This window comes from Variovorax sp. PDC80, from assembly GCF_900115375.1.
Lineage (GTDB): Bacteria > Pseudomonadota > Gammaproteobacteria > Burkholderiales > Burkholderiaceae_C > Variovorax.
This window is the reverse complement of sequence record NZ_FOWG01000007.1, coordinates 52,723-69,359: the sequence shown is the minus strand read 5'-3', so window position 1 is coordinate 69,359 and position 16,637 is coordinate 52,723. Positions and strand designations below refer to the sequence as shown.

At 70.8% G+C, this 16,637-nt stretch carries 12 protein-coding genes; 4 read left to right on the top strand and 8 right to left on the bottom strand.

The features are described 5' to 3' along the window. Positions 1-111: 111 nt before the first annotated feature. From BM109_RS20525 to BM109_RS20500, 6 genes are all read right to left on the bottom strand, one after another. On the bottom strand, positions 112-1,767 hold the full coding sequence (locus tag BM109_RS20525; protein ID WP_093346363.1) for an ankyrin repeat domain-containing protein: 1,656 nt from the start codon (positions 1,765-1,767) through the stop codon (positions 112-114). Positions 1,768-1,915: 148 nt separating this feature from the next. After that, positions 1,916-2,461, bottom strand: coding sequence for a nucleotidyltransferase family protein (locus BM109_RS20520; protein ID WP_093346361.1), 546 nt, complete (start codon positions 2,459-2,461; stop codon positions 1,916-1,918). A gap of 74 nt (positions 2,462-2,535) precedes the next feature. Then, on the bottom strand, positions 2,536-4,911 hold the full coding sequence (locus BM109_RS20515; protein ID WP_093346358.1) for a TonB-dependent siderophore receptor: 2,376 nt from the start codon (positions 4,909-4,911) through the stop codon (positions 2,536-2,538). Between the two features lie 104 nt (positions 4,912-5,015). Continuing rightward, entirely contained in the window at positions 5,016-5,987 is a 972-nt protein-coding gene (locus BM109_RS20510; RefSeq protein ID WP_256222680.1) for a FecR domain-containing protein, read from the bottom strand. After that, positions 5,984-6,469, bottom strand: coding sequence for a sigma-70 family RNA polymerase sigma factor (locus tag BM109_RS20505; RefSeq protein ID WP_256222679.1), 486 nt, complete (start codon positions 6,467-6,469; stop codon positions 5,984-5,986). The genes BM109_RS20510 and BM109_RS20505 overlap by 4 nt, the downstream gene beginning before the upstream one ends. Positions 6,470-6,599: 130 nt before the next feature. Beyond that, complete coding sequence (locus BM109_RS20500; protein ID WP_177239412.1) at positions 6,600-7,499, bottom strand: LysR family transcriptional regulator; 900 nt, start codon at positions 7,497-7,499, stop codon at positions 6,600-6,602. Between the two features lie 93 nt (positions 7,500-7,592). On the opposite strand from BM109_RS20500, the gene BM109_RS20495 reads away from it, so the two are divergent. The 4 genes from BM109_RS20495 (at position 7,593) to BM109_RS41760 (ending at position 14,093) form a co-directional block, all read left to right on the top strand. Further along, entirely contained in the window at positions 7,593-8,369 is a 777-nt protein-coding gene (locus BM109_RS20495) for an enoyl-CoA hydratase-related protein (RefSeq protein ID WP_093346351.1), read from the top strand. Positions 8,370-8,409: 40 nt separating this feature from the next. Further along, on the top strand, positions 8,410-9,381 hold the full coding sequence (locus BM109_RS20490; protein WP_093346348.1) for a Bug family tripartite tricarboxylate transporter substrate binding protein: 972 nt from the start codon (positions 8,410-8,412) through the stop codon (positions 9,379-9,381). Then, positions 9,378-10,568 (top strand): CaiB/BaiF CoA transferase family protein, encoded by a 1,191-nt coding sequence (locus BM109_RS20485; RefSeq protein WP_093346346.1) that lies wholly within the window; start codon positions 9,378-9,380, stop codon positions 10,566-10,568. The genes BM109_RS20490 and BM109_RS20485 overlap by 4 nt, the downstream gene beginning before the upstream one ends. 291 nt (positions 10,569-10,859) lie before the next feature. Then, complete coding sequence (locus BM109_RS41760; RefSeq protein WP_093346343.1) at positions 10,860-14,093, top strand: amidohydrolase family protein; 3,234 nt, start codon at positions 10,860-10,862, stop codon at positions 14,091-14,093. Positions 14,094-14,133: 40 nt separating this feature from the next. Here the strand turns inward: BM109_RS41760 and BM109_RS20475 are convergent, their stop codons facing one another. Both BM109_RS20475 and BM109_RS20470 read right to left on the bottom strand, forming a co-directional pair. Next, positions 14,134-15,576, bottom strand: coding sequence for an N-acyl-D-amino-acid deacylase family protein (locus BM109_RS20475; RefSeq protein WP_093346341.1), 1,443 nt, complete (start codon positions 15,574-15,576; stop codon positions 14,134-14,136). Beyond that, a complete protein-coding gene (locus BM109_RS20470) occupies positions 15,576-16,568 on the bottom strand; it encodes a Bug family tripartite tricarboxylate transporter substrate binding protein (protein WP_093346338.1) in 993 nt (330 codons plus the stop codon). The genes BM109_RS20475 and BM109_RS20470 overlap by 1 nt, the downstream gene beginning before the upstream one ends. Positions 16,569-16,637: the final 69 nt, after the last annotated feature.

The following is a 16,637-nucleotide window of genomic DNA, read 5'->3' as shown; positions in this document are numbered from 1 at the left end:
GTAAGAAATTTCTAATAGCCGCCACCCATCGAAGCCGTCTCGTTTCCGATCCTTTTCACCGGTCGGGTGGCTGCGCGCGAAGCGGTCCGGCCGCTCGCGCGCAGCGAATGGTCAGGCCGACGAGGGCGCTGCGCCAAGCAGAAACTCCGTCACCTCCTCAGAGAACACCCCGGGCCGCCCATCGATCAGCACCGTATCGGCACTCGCCGGATCGGGCAGCGCGGTCGGCATGCCGTGCGCAACCAGCGCCTCGGCGCAGCCGAGCCAGTCGCCGTCTTCGGTGGGCTGGTTGTACGAGGCCCATGACAGCGAGCCGATGGCGTTGTCGCCATAGCCATGCTTCTCGGTCCAGCTCGCGCCGTGCTCGAGCAGGAAGCGCGCGAGCGCGGCGTCGCCGCGGAACACGGCCTGGTTGAGGGCCGAGGCATCCCAGTCGCCGCCGCGCGCGGCGATCGGCCAGCCGCAGCGCACCATGGTGCGCACCGCATCGCCGCAGCCTTCCTGCGCCGCAAGCTCGGACAGCAGGCGAAGCTGCGACGCGGACAGCGTGTCGACGAGGCCGGGATGCGCGGCCTGCAGCGCGCGGGCCGCCTGCTCGTCGGCGCGCGCGCAGGCCGCGATGAAGGCCTCCTGCGGCGAGCCTTGCGCATCGACGCCGGCACCTGCCAGCAGGCGCGCGACCTCGACCAGCCCGAAGCGCAGCGCCAGCGTGCGCGCATCGATGCCCTCGCGCGTGCGCACCGACGCATCGGCCCCCGCGGCCAGCAGGGCTTCGATGTGGGCCGGCGAACGGCGGCGGCGGATCGCCCAGAGCAGCGGCGTGCCCCACTCGTGGGTCGTCGCGCTGCCGGCGCCCTCGTTGGCATCGCCGCCATGGGCGAGCAGCAGCTTCAGCGCCTCGACATCGTCGAGGTCGAGCACGCGGTAGAGCGCGTTGGTGCCGGTCACGCGCGCACCCGCCGCGAGCAACAGCGCGGTGCAGGCGCGGTCCTCGAGCGAGTGGTAGAGCGACTCGTTGTCGTCGGGATCGGCGCCGGCATCGAGCAGCAGCCGCGTGGTCTCGGGGTCGCGCTGCTGGCCGGCCGCACCGTACAGCGCGCTCAGCCGCTCGTCTTCGTTGGGCGTGTCCAGCGACGCGGGCGGCCAGCGGTTGCCGATGGACTGGTCGGCCTGCGCACCGGCCGCGAGCAGCAGGCGCACGCAGGCGCGCAGGCGCTCGCGGTACGCCGGCAATTGCAGGAAGGCCGAGTGCGTGACGGCCACCAGCGGCGGCAGCTTCAGCGGCCCGCCCGCGCGATGCACCCACGAGGGATCGCGCGCGATCGCGACACGCAGCGCGGCCTCGTCGCCGATGGCGCAGGCCAGCCAGGGATCGTCGCCCAACAGGTGCGGCGTTTCGGCGAGCAGCCGCTCGGCCACCGCGGGCCGCGCGCGGTGGGTGCCGCCGGCCACGTCGCCCGCATAGACCAGGCCGAGCCAATGCCGCAGTGCCTTCGCGGGATCGGCCACGGCCGCCTGGCGCGCGAGCACGAAGCCTTGCAGGTCGGGCCAGGAGACGAAGCCGTATTCGCGCGCGATGCACGACTGCGCGTCGTGCAATCGCAGGTCCATCGCGGCGATGGCCGCGTCGCTCCTTGCGGCCGCGGCCGGCAGGTGCGCGCGAAACTGCGCGATGGCCGCCGCGTCGCCCTGGCGGTAGGACGACAGCAGCGTCTTGGCTTGCTTCTTGAGATGGCCCAGGTCGGGCCGAGGGGGGATGCGCTTCACAGGAACCTCCGTGCATCGACGCCGAAGACCCGCAAATTCGGCTGCACAAAGGACTGCTGGTTGCTCAGCGTGCGAAGGCAAGTGGGTTCAACCCTTCCCGCGGGCCCGGGCGCGGCTTGCAACCGCGGGCCGGATGTTAGCGCATCGCTCAGGCTTCGATGCGCAGCCACGGCCAGCGCGTGCGGTACGAGGCCGCCTTGCGCTCGAACAGTTCGCGGTGCGGCACCAGCGGATTCATCGTGAGCACGCCCTCGTACAGCAGTTCCAGCCCGTTCGGCGCATAGAGCTCGCCGGGCCGCACGCCGACGCAGGTGGCGGGCACGAGGAAGCGGTCGATGCCGTCGCGCGCGCTGTGCAGCGCCTCGTAGCGCTCGCCGAAGTGCGACTCGTACCAGAGATGCACGCGCGCCTGGTTCGCCACCTCGACCTCGATGCCGAGGTCGCCGAGCAGCGCATCGGCGCGCGCCTGCACGCGCGCTTCGCCGGCCTGGCTCAGGTCTTCGGCATCGAAGTAGAACAGGTCGTAGTCCTTGATCCGCGACGCCGGCGCGTCGCCCGAGCGCAGGTTCCAGACGGTCTGGAACAGGCAGCCCGCGACCAGCCAGCCGTCGGGCAAGGCCAGCGCATCCCAGCGCTCGAGGATGGCGCGGTTGTTCGGGTTGCGGCGGATGTCGTCGAGGAAGCGGTCGTGCATGGAAACGGGGAATCGGCTGCGATCGGAAGCCCGGCATTCTGCGCCGCCCCCGCGCCCCGGATCCGCGCGCGATCTCAATAGCTCGCGCGCAAGGTCAGACGCACATTGCGCGGATCGCCATACACGCTGTAGAAGCGCGAAGGCAGCCGCGCGTAGTAGACGCGATCGAACAGGTTGTGCACGTCGAGCGTCAGCGACAGGTTCTTGTTGAAGCGGTAGCCGACCTGCGCATCGGCCACGGCATAGCCGCCCTGCACGGCCGCGCCGCGGTCGGTCTTGCTGACGGCGCGCACGCCCAGGCCCACATGCAGGCCCGCGACCGAAGGCTGCTGGAACTCGTAGCGCGTCCAGAGCTTGACGGTGTGCCTGGGCTCCTCGCTCGAGAAGGGCTTGCCGGCATTGCTCGGGTCGTCGGCGTAGCGCGTGTCGAGCCGGGTGTAGCCCGCGTAGAGGTCCCAGCCGCGCGCGAGGCGGCCCGAGACCTCGGCCTCCCAGCCCTGGCTGCGGACCTTGCCCTCGGCGACGAAGAAGCCGGGGTTGTCGGGGTCGGTGACGGCGCGGTTGCGGTCCTCGATGCGGAAGGCGGCCAGCGAGGCATTGAGGCGGCCGTCCATGAAGCTGCCCTTGGTGCCGATCTCGAACTGCCGGCCCACGCGCGGCAGCAAGGCGGCGTTGCCGACCGCGAGCTGGGTCTGCGGAATGAAGATGTCGCTGTAGCTACCGTAGACCGAGATGTCGGGCCGCAGCTCGTAGACCAGGCCGCCATAGGGCGAGAACTTGTGATTCACGCCGCCGGCGTCGCGCTTCCATGCGCCGGGCGTGGGCAGCAGCGTCTGGCTCTCGCTCTGGTAATGGCTCACGCGGCCGCCGAGCACCAGCGTGAGCGGGTCGGCGAGCCGCAGCCGCATCTGGCCGTAGAGGCCGCTCTGCTCGCTGCGCGTGTTGCTGCCGAAGCGGAACGGGATCGGCCGGTCGGGAACGTAGAGGTTGTAGATGTCGACCTGCGGGATGCCGACCGAGCCCGAGAGCGAGGTCTCGTCGCGCTTCGAGTGGTTGGCGCCGATCAGCAGGTCGTGCTTGCGGCCCCACAGCCTGAAGCTGCCCGCGAGGTTCAGGTCCAGCCCCTGCCAGGTGGTCTCGCCGCTCTGCGCCTGCAGCGTGTAGGCCGCGCGGTTGTCGAGGCGCACCAGGCCGTTGATGTAGCCGTAGCGCGAGTCGCCGTCGATGCTGCGCCGGATGTAGGCGGCCTTCGCGACCCAGTCGTCATCGAAGCGGTGCACGAACTCAGCGTAGACCTCCTTGGCGGTGCCCGAGCTGCCGCTCCAGTCGGTGCCGAAGAAGGTCTTGCGCGGCGCGTTGAGGAAGCTGCCGTTGGTGTAGGTGCCCGGGCCGTAGTCGACACCGCGGTCATGCTGCGGCTGCACGCTGCCCGACAGGCTCAGCGTCGAGCGCGGGCCGAGGTCGGCCTCGACGATCGCGTAGCCCAGCGTGTGACGGCTCGTGCCCTGGGTGCGGAAGCTGTCGCCGCCCTCGGAAGACAGCAGCGCGCGGCCGCGCACCGTGCCGGCTTCGTTGAGCGGGCGGCTGATGTCGATCTCGCCACGGTGCTGGTTCCAGGAGCCGGCCGACAGCAGGCCCGAGATCGCGGGCTCGGCCAGCGGCCGCTTGCGCACCAGGTTCACGGTGCCAGCCGGCGTGCCCGATCCCTGCAGCACGCCGGCGGGACCGCGGAACACCTCGACGCGGTCGTACATCGAGAGGTCGAACTGGCGCAGGTACTGGATGCCGTTGTTGAACGGCAGGCCGTCGTACTGCACTTCGGAGGCATAGCCGCGCGACTGGAAATAGGCCGTGCCGTCGCCGTAGGGAATGGCCGTGACGCCGACGGTCTGGCGCAGCGCGTCCTCGACCGTGGTCATGTTCTGGTCGTCCATCTGCTGGCGCGTGATGACCGAGACCGAGTTCGGCACGTCCTTCCACGGCGTGGGTGTCTTGCCGGCCACGGTCACGGCGCGGGCGGCATAGGAGCCGCTGCCTTCGGTGAGCGCGCTGCGCTCGCCGCGCGCGGTCACCACCACGGGGGCCAGGCCGCCGTCGCCCGATGCCGCGGCGCCATCGGCCACCGCCTTGCGCAGGCGGTAGTTGCCGGGCGCGACCGGCACCGCCTCGAGGCCGCTGCCGGCCAGCAGGCGCCGCAGGCCCTGCTCGATGCCCTGGCCGCCTTCCAGGCCGGGCGAGCGCAAGCCCTCGGTCAGCGCGGGATCGAAAGACAGCGTGATGCCGTTCGCGCTCGCGAAGCCGTAGAGCGCCTGGCTCAATGGCCCGGGCGCGATCGCCTGGTTGGCGGGCGCGTCGGCGGCCTGGGCGATGGCGGGCGGCAGCGCGGCGGCGAGCGCCGCGGCGAAGGCGATGGCGGTGAAGCGATGGCGCGAAGCGAAGGAGGAAGGCATGGCGGGTCCGGTCGGCAAGTCGGTGAAAAGGTGTTGCTTTCTGACTTGTCGAACGAGCGCCGAAAAAGGGACACGCAGCGCCACGATGCGTGCGCCGGCCGCTCTTAACCTGGTGCGCGCGCCCCGACCGTGACCCAGTAGCGCGTGCGCGTACGGACCTGCACCGGCAGCGTCTGCGCCAGGGTGGCGAGCACCTGGTCGGTGTCGGCGACCTGGAACACGCCCGAGATGCGCAGGTCCGCGACCTCGGGCGCGCAGTGCAGCACGCCGGGGCGGTAGCGCGAGAGCTCGGCGAGGAAGTCCTCGAGCCGTTGCCGGTCGGCCACCAGCGCGCCCTGCGACCAGGCATCGGCGCCGGCCGCGATGGCGCGCGGCGCGCTGGCGGCGTCGCGCGTGAAGTCGACCTCCTGGCCGCCACGCACGACGACGCGGCTAGCGTCGGTCGCGCGTGGCGCGATCTCGACCGCGTGCTCGAGCACCGCCACGCGCGTGCGCTCGTCGCCGCCACGCACCGTGAAGCGCGTGCCGAGCGCGCGCACCCGGCCTTGCGCGGTCTGCACGAAGAACGGCCGCGCGGGCAGCCCGGCGGCATGGCCGGTCTCGACCAGGATCCGGCCCGCGCGCAGCAGCACCAGCCGCTCGCGCTCGTCGAACACCACGTCGGCCGCGCTGCCGGTGTCGAGCAGCAGCCGGGTGCCGTCGGCCAGCACGAAGCCGCGCCGCTCGCCGACGGCCGTGCGGTACTCGGCCGCGAGTTCGACGCCCCAGGTGCGCCAGGCCAGCCAGGCGGCCGGCGCGCCGGTGGCCAGCAGCACCGTGGAGCGCAACAGCACGCGGCGGCGCAGGCGGCGCGCGCTCTCGAGCGTGGGCACGCCGAGTCCCGTCGGCACGCGGCCGAAGGTGCGCGCCAGTTCGTCGGCGGCCTGCCAGGCGCGCTCGTGCTCGGGCGCCTGCGCGCGCCAGGCATGCAGGGCGCGGTGCCCGGCCTCGTCCATCTCGCCGGCATGCAGCTTCACGAGCCAGTCCGCGGCCTGCAGCACCACCGGGTCGTCGCCGCGCGGGCGCGTGGGGTTCAAAGCATCGAGGCGATGCATTGGGCAAAACCCGCGCGCATGTCGCGCTTGACGGTGCGCACCGACACCTCGAGCCGCTGCGCGATCTCCTCGTAGCCCAGGCCCTCGAGCTGCGACAGCAGGAACACGGTGCGCGTGCGCGCGGGCAGCGCGTCGAGCATGGCGTCGATGCGATGCAGCGCCTCGATCACGAGCAGGCGGTCCTCGGGCGAGGGCGCCAGCGGCTCGGGCATGGCGGCCAGTTGCTCGACATAGGCCTGCTCGAGCGCGCGGCGGCGGAAGTGATCGACCAGCAGCCCGTGCGCGACGGTGCGCAGGTAGGCGCGCGGCTCGTGCAGCTGCTGCGCCTTCGAGGGCGCGGCAACCAGCGTGAGGAAGGTGTCATGCGCCAGGTCGGCCGCATGGTGGATGTCGCCGAGCTTCCTGCGCAGCAGGGCCTGGAGCCAGCCGTGGTGGTCGGCATAGAAGGCTTCGACGGCTTGCATTGGCGTGGCGCGCGGACCCATGGCGAGACTGTCTACACAAGAGAGGACGCTGGGCCCTACGATGCAAATGAGAACTATTATTATAAACAGACACCTGGCATCGGCGGCATCGAAGCACGCGCGAGCCCGCTCACTTCAGCAACGGAAAGCTCTGCGGCAACACCGCGAGCCAATGCCGCGCGGCCACCGACAGCCGCGTGGTGCGGCGGCGGATCAGCGAGATCCGGTGGCGGAAGCTCGCGAGGTCGGAGATCGCGATCCGCCGCATGCCCCACTGCTGCGCGATGTCGGCGGCGTAGCCCGGCACGATCAGGAAGCCGGCGCCCTGCCGCGCGAAGCCCAGGGCCGCCGTGAGCGAACCGACCTCGATGTGGTTCTCGAAGCGCAGCGGCGTGCGCGCGAAGATCTGGTCGAGCGTGCGGCGGATGCTGTAGGAATCGCGCAGCGAGATGTAGTTGTAGGGCAGCAGCTCCGCGGCCCGGATCGAACGCCGGCGCGCGAGCGGATGCGCGTCGTCGACGATGGCATACATCGCGTCCTCGATCGCCACGGTGGCCTCGAGGCCGCTGATCTCGGAATCCGTGGCGCAGAAGCCGATGTCCACCACGCCCGAACGCACGCGGTCCAGCGTCTCGTCGGTCGAGCATTCGTGGATCTCGAAGTCGATGCCCGGATAGCGCTGGCGGTAGCTCGCGATCGGCCCCGCGAGCAGGCCGTAGTGCATCAGCGGCGAGGCGGCCACGCTGACCTTGCCGCGCTCCAGCGTGATCAGCTCGGTGATGCTGCGCTTGGCGGTCGCCATGGTGGCCGTCACGTCCTGGGCGAACTCGAAGAACTCGCGCGCCGCGTCGTTGGGTACCACGGTGCGCGTGGTGCGCTCGAACAGGGTCATGCCGAGCTGGTTCTCGAGCTCGGCCACCATCTTGCTCGCCGCGGACTGCGAGATGTGCAGGCCGTTCGCCGCCACGGTGAAGCTGCCGGCCTCGTAGACGGCGAGGAAGACCTGCAACTGGCGAAAGGAGATATTCATTCCATCTTCTACTGAATGCAGTAGAAAAATTCCATTGTGGCATGGGACTTCGCCGCGCAAGATGCGCCGGCTCACACAGACCAGAGACATCCCATGCATCCCTCCGACACCCGTCCCCAATGCCATGTGGCCCGCACCGCCGAAGGCGTCGTCACGGTCCGTTTCGACAACGGCCGGCTGAACCTGCTGACCGGGGACGCCGCCCATATCTACGCCGACACGCTGCAGGAACTGGCCGCCGACGAGACCACGAAGCTGCTCGTGATCCGCGGCGGCGACAGCGCCTTCCTCGGCGGCGCCGACATCAAGTTCCTGAAGGACGCCTCCAGGCGCGACATCGATGCCTACATCCGCAGCGTGTGGCGGCTGTGCGAGACCATCCGCGACATCCCCTTCGCCACGATGTCGGTGATCTCGGGCTACTGCCTGGGCGCCGGCATGGAGGTGGCCGCCGTCTGCGACATCAAGCTGGCCGCGCGCGACGCCAGGTTCGGCATGCCCGAGGTCAAGCTCGGCGTGCCCTCGGTGATCCACGGCGCGATGCTGCCCGGCATGATCGGCGCCACGCGCACGCGCGACCTGCTGCTCAGCGGCCGCATCATCCCGGCCGCGCTGGCGCTCGACTGGGGCCTGATCACCGACGTCGCCGGCGACGACGGCCTCGATGCCGCCCTCGCGCACTGGCAGGCCGAGATCGAGGCCAACGGCCCGCTCGCGATGCGCATCCAGAAGAAGCTGATCCGCGACTGGGAGCGCATGCCGCTGCAGGAAGCCATCAACGTCGGCATCGCCGGCCTCGTGAGCGCCTACGACAGCGACGAGCCCAAGCGCTACATGGAAGCCTTCCTCGCGAACCGGAAGCGCCGCTGAGACGGCACCGGCGAGCCCACGAGACATCCAAGGAGACACCATGAAGTTCAAGCCCCTGCGCCGCGCCCTGTGCGCCCTGTTCGCGCTGCCCTTCGCCCTCGGCGCCGCGCATGCCGACGACTATCCCTCGCAACCGCTCACGCTGGTGGTGCCCTTCGCGGCCGGCGGCATGACCGACATCCTGGCCCGGCAATTCGCGAAGACGGTGCAGGAGAAGCTGCGGCAGACCGCCATCGTCGACAACAAGCCCGGTGCCGGCGGCGTGATCGGCGCGACCCGGGTCGCGCGCGCCAGACCCGACGGCTACACGCTGCTGATCACCACCACGGCGCACGTGGTGAACCCCTCGATCACGAAGAACCTGCCCTACGACACCGAGAAGGACTTCGCGCCCATCGCCATGCTGGCGCGCACACCCAACGTGCTGCTGGTGAACCCGTCGCTGCCGGTGACTACAGTGCCCGAGCTGCTGGACTATGCGCGCAAGAACAAGGGCGTCACCTACGGCTCCTCGGGCACGGGCGGCACCACGCACCTGTCGGGCGAGCTGCTCGCGAGCCGCACCGGCGCGCCGCTGATCCACGTGCCCTACAAGGGCACGGCGCTCGCGGTCAACGACCTGCTCGGCGGCCAGATCCAGGCCTCCTTCGTCGACGGCCTGAGCGCGCTGAAGTACGTGAAGGCCGGCAGCCTGCGCGCCATCGGCGTCTCGACGCGCGAACGCAATCCCACGCTGGCCGAGGTGCCGACCATCGCCGAGCAGGGCGTGCCCGGCTACGAGACCGAGATCTGGATCGGGCTCTACGCGCCCGCGGGCACGCCGCCGGCCATCCTCGAGAAGCTCAATGCGCTGGCGCTGCAATCGATGGGCGAGCCCGGCTTCCGCAAGACGCTCGACGAGCAGGCGACCACGCCGGGCACCATGGACGTGACCGCGACGCGGCGCTACGTAGCGAGCGAGATCCGCAAGTGGGGCGACATCGTCAAGAAAGCCGGCATCGAGGCCCAATGACGACCGCCGCGACGCGCAACGCCGGACTGCCGCTGTCCGGCATCCGGATCCTCGACCTCACCAGCGTCATCATGGGTCCGTTCGCGACCCAGATGCTGGCGGAGTACGGCGCCGACGTGGTCAAGCTCGAGCCGCCCGAGGGCGACATCATGCGCGAGATGGGCCCGCACCTCGAGCCGGGCATGGGGCCGGTCTACCTGAACCTCAACCGCGGCAAGCGCAGCGTCTGCCTGGACCTCAAGCAGCCCGCCTCGCGCGAAGTGATCGCGCGTGCCGCGCAGGCCAGCGACGTGTTCGTCACCAACATGCGCAAGAAGGCGCTCGCCAAACTGGGACTGGACTGGGACACCCTGCGCCGCCACAACCCGCGGCTGATCTACGTCTTCCTGGCCGGCTTCGCCGAGCACGGCCCCGACGCGGGCAAGCCGGCCTACGACGACCTGATCCAGGGCATGGTCGGACTGCCGGGCCTGGTGGCCCGCGCCGCGGACGGACGCCCGCGCTACCTGCCGCTCAACATCGCCGACAAGACGGTGGGCCTGTACGTGGTGCAGACGGTGCTCGCCGCGCTGCTGCAGCAGCGCCGGGCCGAGGAAGGTCAGTACATCGAGGTGCCGATGTACGAGACCATGGCCTCCTTCATGCTCAGCGACCACCTGGGCGCCGCCACCTTCGCGGCCAACGATGCCGCGCAGGCCGGCAACCCGCGCCTGCTGTCGGCCTACCGCCGGCCCTACCGGACGGTCGACGGCTGGATCTGCACCATCGTCTACACCGACCGCCACTGGGAGTCGTTCATGCGCCTCGTGGGCGACGGCGAACTCTGGGACCGCGATGCGCGCTTTCGCAGCATGGCGAACCGCACGAAGCACATCGATGCCGTGTATGCCTACGTGGAGAGCCGGCTCGCCACGCGCAGCACTGCAACCTGGCTGCAATTGCTGGCGGACGCGGACATTCCCGTGGCCGCCTGCCCCGAGCTCGGTGAACTGATCGATTCGCTGGAGAACACCGAGCGCGGCGTCGTGCATCGTTACCAGGATGCCGAAGGCCGCTGGTACCGGGGCCTGTCGCCGACCGTGCGATGGACGCGCACCCCGCTGGCCGCCGGCGCGATGGCGCCGCGCCTGGGCGAGCACACCGATGAGGTGTTGCGCGAGTGGATGGGCGTGGCGGCTCCTCTTTGAATTGGCGCGCGTCATCGCGCCAATTTACTGCGCCAATTCATTGCGCCATTGCAGCACGGCTGCGCGCAATTCACCGATCCGAATTGGCAACGCAGCTTCGCGAATGCCAAACCCTCATGGCGCCATGCAAAAAAATCGACCCGCGTCAGGGCCGATGCACGCCTGTACAGAGGGCCAGGGTAAGTAATCGGTAAGGAAGATTTCCAACACTGGTTTCGACATTGGCGATCGCGCCGATGTGCAGATCGGCCGCATCCGCGGACCGCAATAACACCTCATTGGAGACAGACCATGAACAAGCGCCAGGCAGCGTTGGCTTCGTCACGCCCATCGTTTTCGCATCCCTCTTCATCACGACCGCGGCGCCATGCGCTGGCCGCCGTCGCCGTGGCCGCGCTGCTGGCCACGGCCTGCGGCGGCGGCGGAGGTGGCGGCAGCGGCTTCCTGCCGATCGCGGGCGGCGGCGGCACGGGCGGTGGCGATGGCGGCAACAACGAGCCGCCCGTGAAGATCCAGGCGCTGAGCACGCTGCAGGGCAGCACCAAGGACGTCGCGATCGAGTTCCACGAGGGCACCAACATGGCGGCCGCGCCCTCGCCCGACGGCCAGCGCGTGGCCTTCACCGCGCAGGGCGTGCTGTGGGTGGTGCCGATCGCCGGCGGCAAGGCCACGCGCATCACGGGCTGGGACATGGAGCCGACCTCGCCCGTGTGGTCGCCCGACGGCAGCCGCATCGCGTTCCAGAACTACGACGCCGAAGGCAACTTCCACATCTGGACCGTGCGGCCCAATGGCGCGGACCTCACGCGCATCACCAGCGGCGCGTTCGACGACCGCGAGCCGGCCTGGACGCCCGATGGCCGCACGCTGGTCTTCGCCTCCGACCGCAGCCAGGACCGCCAGTACAAGATCTGGCAGGTGGAACTGGGCTCGCGCAAGTACTCGGCACTCACGCAGGGCGCGGGCACCGAGAGCAATCCGGTGGTCTCGCCCGACGGCACGCAGCTCGCATTCGTCAGCGCGCGGCGCATCTTCACGCAGCCGATGGGCAGCACCGAGGCACCGAAGCTGGTCGGCCCCGGCGTGCTGCCGGTGTGGCTGCCCGACGGCTCGGGCCTGGCCTACCAGGGCACGACCAAGTCGATCGTGGTCGCCGGCAAGGAGGTGGTGGCGCCCAACGAGGACATGTTCGCCTTCCCGCCGCGCTGGCTGCCCGGCGGGCGTTTCCTCTACACGGCCGACGGCAAGATCAAGATCCGCAACGCGGGCGGCGACGGCCTCGCTGAAGTGCCGTTCAGCGCCACGCTCGAGGTGCGGCGTCCGGTGTTCGCCAAGTCGCGCGAGCGCGGCTTCGGCGTGCTCGGCGACCAGCCGGTGCGCGGCATCAGCAGCCCGGTGATCTCGCCCGACGGCCGCCGCGTCGCCTTCGTCGCGCTCAACGACATCTGGGTGATGCCGATCGGCGGCACGCCCGTGCGCCTGACCAACGACAAGGACCGCGACGGCAATCCGCAGTTCACGCCCGACGGCAGCGCGGTCTACTTCTCGACCGAGAAGGGCAACGGCGGCGCGCTCGCGATCGACCGCATCGACATCGCGAGCCGCGCGCGCACGCGGCTCGGCGCGCAGACCGGCAAGTCGATGGTGATGCCGAAGATGTCGCCCGCGGGCGACCGCATCGCCTACACCACGGGCTCGGGCACGCTCGAGGTCTGGGACATCGCCTCGAAGACCGCGCAGAAGGTGGTCGAGGCGGTGGGCTCGCAGATCAGCACGCCGCAGTGGACGCCCGACGGCAAGAAAATCGTGGTGGTCGACAACGACTCGGTCAGCAGCCGCTCCTTCGAGGGCTACAACAAGCTGCGCGTGATCGACCTCGGCACGAAGAGCGGCACCTTCTACCCGGTGGGCGACGCGCCACGCCAGATCTCCGACCGCGAGGAAGGCGCGGCCGTGGTCTCGCCCGACGGCAGCAAGGTGGCCTTCGTGATGGACTCGGTGCTGCACGTGATGCCGCTGAAGGCCGACGGTTCGCCCGACGGCCCGGCCAAGGCCATCACCACCGAGGCCGCCGACCTGCCCTCGTGGGCCGGCGACTCGCGCACCTTGCTCTACAAGGCCGCCGACAAGCTCAAGACCATCGGCGCCGACGGCGCGGGCGCGACCGAGGTGCCCGTGAGCCTGATGTGGAAGCAGGCAGCGTCCCAGGGCACGACCGTGGTGCGCGCGGGCCAGCTGTGGAGCGGCAAGGACGGCCAGTTGCAGAACGACGTCGACATCGTCATCAAGGGCAACCGAATCACCGCGATCCAGCCGCACGACGAGGCGGTGGCCAAGGCCGCGGACAAGTACGTCGATGCCTCGGGCCTCACGGTGATGCCCGGCCTGTGGGATGCCCACTCGCATCCGCTGACGCTCTACCAGGGCGGCCAGTACGGCCAGGGCTCGGCCTCGATGCTGGCCTACGGCGTCACCTCGACCCAATCGGTCGGCGGTCCGCTGCACCAGAGCATCGAGATGCGCGAGGCGCTGGAGGCCGGCAACCTGCTGGGCCCGCGCCTGTTCGTCTCGCCGCCGCTGTGGGACGGCAACCGCATCACCTGGAGCTTCGCGCGCAGCGTGCGCACGCCCGAGGCGGCCGACCTCGAGATCGCGAAGGTGCGCACGCTCGGCGTGGACTACCTCAAGGCCTACATGCGCGCGCCGATCCCGCTGATGCACAAGATCGCGCAGGCGGCGCTCGACATCGGCATCCCGAGCGGCACGCACAACCTGTCGCCGGGCGCGGCCTCGGGCCTGGCCGAGACCACGCACCTCTCGGCACCGCAGCGCCTGGGCTATGGCTGGTCGCGCTCGGCCGGCGGCACCACCTACCAGGACGCCTACGACCTGCACGGCAAGGGCGACTTCCGGCTGATCCACACCGCCCTGTTCGCCTATCCCTTCGTCGGCGCGGACCTGACCGGCGGCGACCGCTTCGAGCTGCTGACCTCGCCGAACTTCCTCGATGTGCTGCGCAGCAACCCGCAGCCGCCGACCGAGGCGGCGGTGGCCAGCGCGCGGCTGCAGGAGGACCAGGTGAGCAAGCTGCGCACGGCCGGCGCCATGATCGCCATCGGCACCGACTCGCCGCTCGTGCCGCCGGGCATCGCGCTGCACAACAACATGCGCGCCGCCGCGCTGACCAACTCGAACCTGCAGGTGCTGCAGGACGTGACGGTCAATGCCGCGCGCATGAGCCTGGTCGACAAGGACCTGGGCACGGTGGAAGTGGGCAAGCTGGCCGACCTGGCCATCGTGCGCGGCAACCCGCTGCAGGACCTGAAGGCCGCGGCCGACGTGCGCTACGTGGTGAAGAACGGCGTGAGCTACTCGCTCGCGGAGATCCTCGCGCCGTTCCGCACCCCGGCCGCGCTGGCCGAGCGGCGCAAGACGGTGCTGGCCTACCAGCGCCTGTGCCGGACCGCTCCGCACGAATGCGGCGAGGTCGCCAGCGGCTATGGGCATGACCACCACCACCATTGAGGTGGAACGCGGCCGGAGGGCGGGGCCGCGGCCCCGCGCTTCAGCCGCGGCGCAGCACCATGCCCGCGTGCGCGTCCATCAGCACGCCGTGCGCGACGGCCACGCGGCCGTTGACCAGCACGGCGTCGATGCCGGCGGGCGCGGCCAGCGGATCGTCGTAGCTCGCGCGGTCGGCGATGCGCGCGGCATCGAAGACCACGAGGTCGGCCGCGCAGCTCGCCGCGATGCGGCCGCGGCCCGCGAGGCCGAAGCGCGCGGCCGGCAGGCCGGTCATCTTGTGCACCGCGGTCTCGAGCGCGAACAGCTTGAGGTCACGTGCATAGTGGCCCAGCACGCGCGGAAAGGCGCCCCACAACCGCGGGTGCGGCTGCACGTCGTTCGGCAGGCCGTCCGATCCGACCATGGTGCCGGGCGCCGCGAGGATGCGCTGCACATCGGCCTCGTCCATCGAGAAGTAGACCGCGCCGGCCGGGCAGAGGCGCTGCGCGGCCTGCTCGAGGCCCAGGCCCATCTCGGCGGCGATGTCCGCGAGCTCGCGCCCGGTGTACTGCGGCATCGGCTCGGACCAGGTGATGCGCACGCGCGCCGACTGGCTCACGCGCGCGGGAATCAGCAGGGTGGAAGAAGCGGCATAGGGGTAGCAGTCGATGCACACCGGCTGCCCCTTTGCGGCCCGCGCGAGCAGGCGCAGCGTGGACGCGGAACGCCCGTGGTTCGACAGGCCCGTGAGCTTGTGGTGCGAGATCACGAGCGGCACGCCAAGCGCACGGCCCACGCCGAGGGCCTCGTGCAGCGCTTCGTCGATCGCATCGGACTCGTCGCGGATGTGCATCGCGATCAGGCCGCCGTGCGCGCGCAGCGGCGCGCCCACCGCCGTCATCTCGTGCGCCGTGGCGGCGCGTGCCGGTGCATAGAAGACGCCGGTCGACAGGCCGATCGCGCCCGCCTCGAGCGCCTCCTCGACCTCGCGCGCCATGGCCGCGGTCTCGGCGGGCGTGGCGGCGCGATCCAGGTCCTGCACATGCTGCGCGCGCAGCGTGGTGTGGCCGACCAGGAACGCGGCATTGGTCGCGGGACCGATCTCGCGCACCGCATCGAGGTAGTCGCCGAAGCGCGCAAAGCGGCGGTCGTCGCGCCCGATGAATTCGCGCAGCGGCGGCGGCACCCGCTCGAAGGGAATGCGCAGCGGCGCCAGGCTCCAGCCGCAGTTGCCGGCCACCACGGTGGTCACGCCCTGCATCAGCTTCGGATGGCGGTCGGCGGGCGGCTCGAGCAGCAGCCGGTCGTCGTGCGCATGCGCATCGATGAAGCCCGGCGCGACGATGCGGCCACGGGCATCGATGCGCCGGTGCGCGGGCACGGCGCGCAGGTCGCCCAGGCGCTCGATCACGCCATCGCGCACGCCCACGTCCTGCCGCACGCGCGGCGCCGCGCTGCCATCGATGACGTCGCCGCCCTCGATGACCAGGTCGAGCGGCTGCATCAGTCGACGCGGGCGTTCGCGCGCCGGATCACCGCGGCCCACACCGGCGTCTCGCGCCGCGCCAGCTCGAACAGCCGCTCGGGCGGCCCGCTCGCGGTCTCGAGCGACAGCCGCGCGAGCCGCTCGCGCACCTCGGCGTCGTTCATCATCGCGTTGAACTCGGCATTGAGCCGCGCCACCACCTCGGCGGGCGTGCCCGCCGGCACCACCACGCCGCCCCAGGCCACGCTTTCGTATCCCGGCACGCCGGCCTCCTGCACCGTCGGCAGCGCCGGAAAGAGCGGCGAGCGATGAGCCCCCGTGACCGCCAGCGCGCGCACCCGGCCCGAGGCGATGAAGGGGCTGATCGACGACAGGTTGTCGAACATCACGTCGACCCCGCCGCCGATCAGGTCCTGGATCGCCGCCAGGCTGCCGCGGTAGGGCACGTGGAGCATGAAGGTGCCCGTCATGCTCTTGAACAGCTCGCCGCCCAGGTGGCTGGTGGTGCCGTTGCCGGCCGAGGCCAGGGTCAGCTTGCCGGGATGCGCGCGCAGGTGGGCCACCAGTTCCGCCACGGTCTTCACCGGCAGCTCGTTGCGCACCACCAGCGCGTTCTGCACGAAGCCGGTCATCGCGACCGGCGCGAGCTGGCGGTCGGGGTCGTAGGGCAGCCTCGCGTAAAGCGACTTGTTGATCGCGAGCGTGCCCACGTTGGCATAGCCGATCGTGTAGCCGTCGGGCGCCGCGCGCGCCACCTCGGAGATGCCGACGATGCCGCCCGCGCCCGGCCGGTTCTCGATCACCACCGCCTGCCCGAGCCCCTTGGCCAGCGCCGCGCCCATCACGCGGCACAGCAGGTCGGGCGCGCCACCCGCGCCGCCGGGCACGACGAAGCGCAGCGGCCGCTCGGGGTAAGCGGCGGCGCGCGCGATGCGCCAAGAACCGGCCGCCAGCGCGGCCGCCGACAGCAGCGCGCGGCGCCGGCCGCGATCGATCCCGGTCTCCAACATGGCTTGCATCCTTCCAGAAAGCACGATGCCCGAGGATCGACGCCCACGGCGAGCGCCACAATCGAAAAT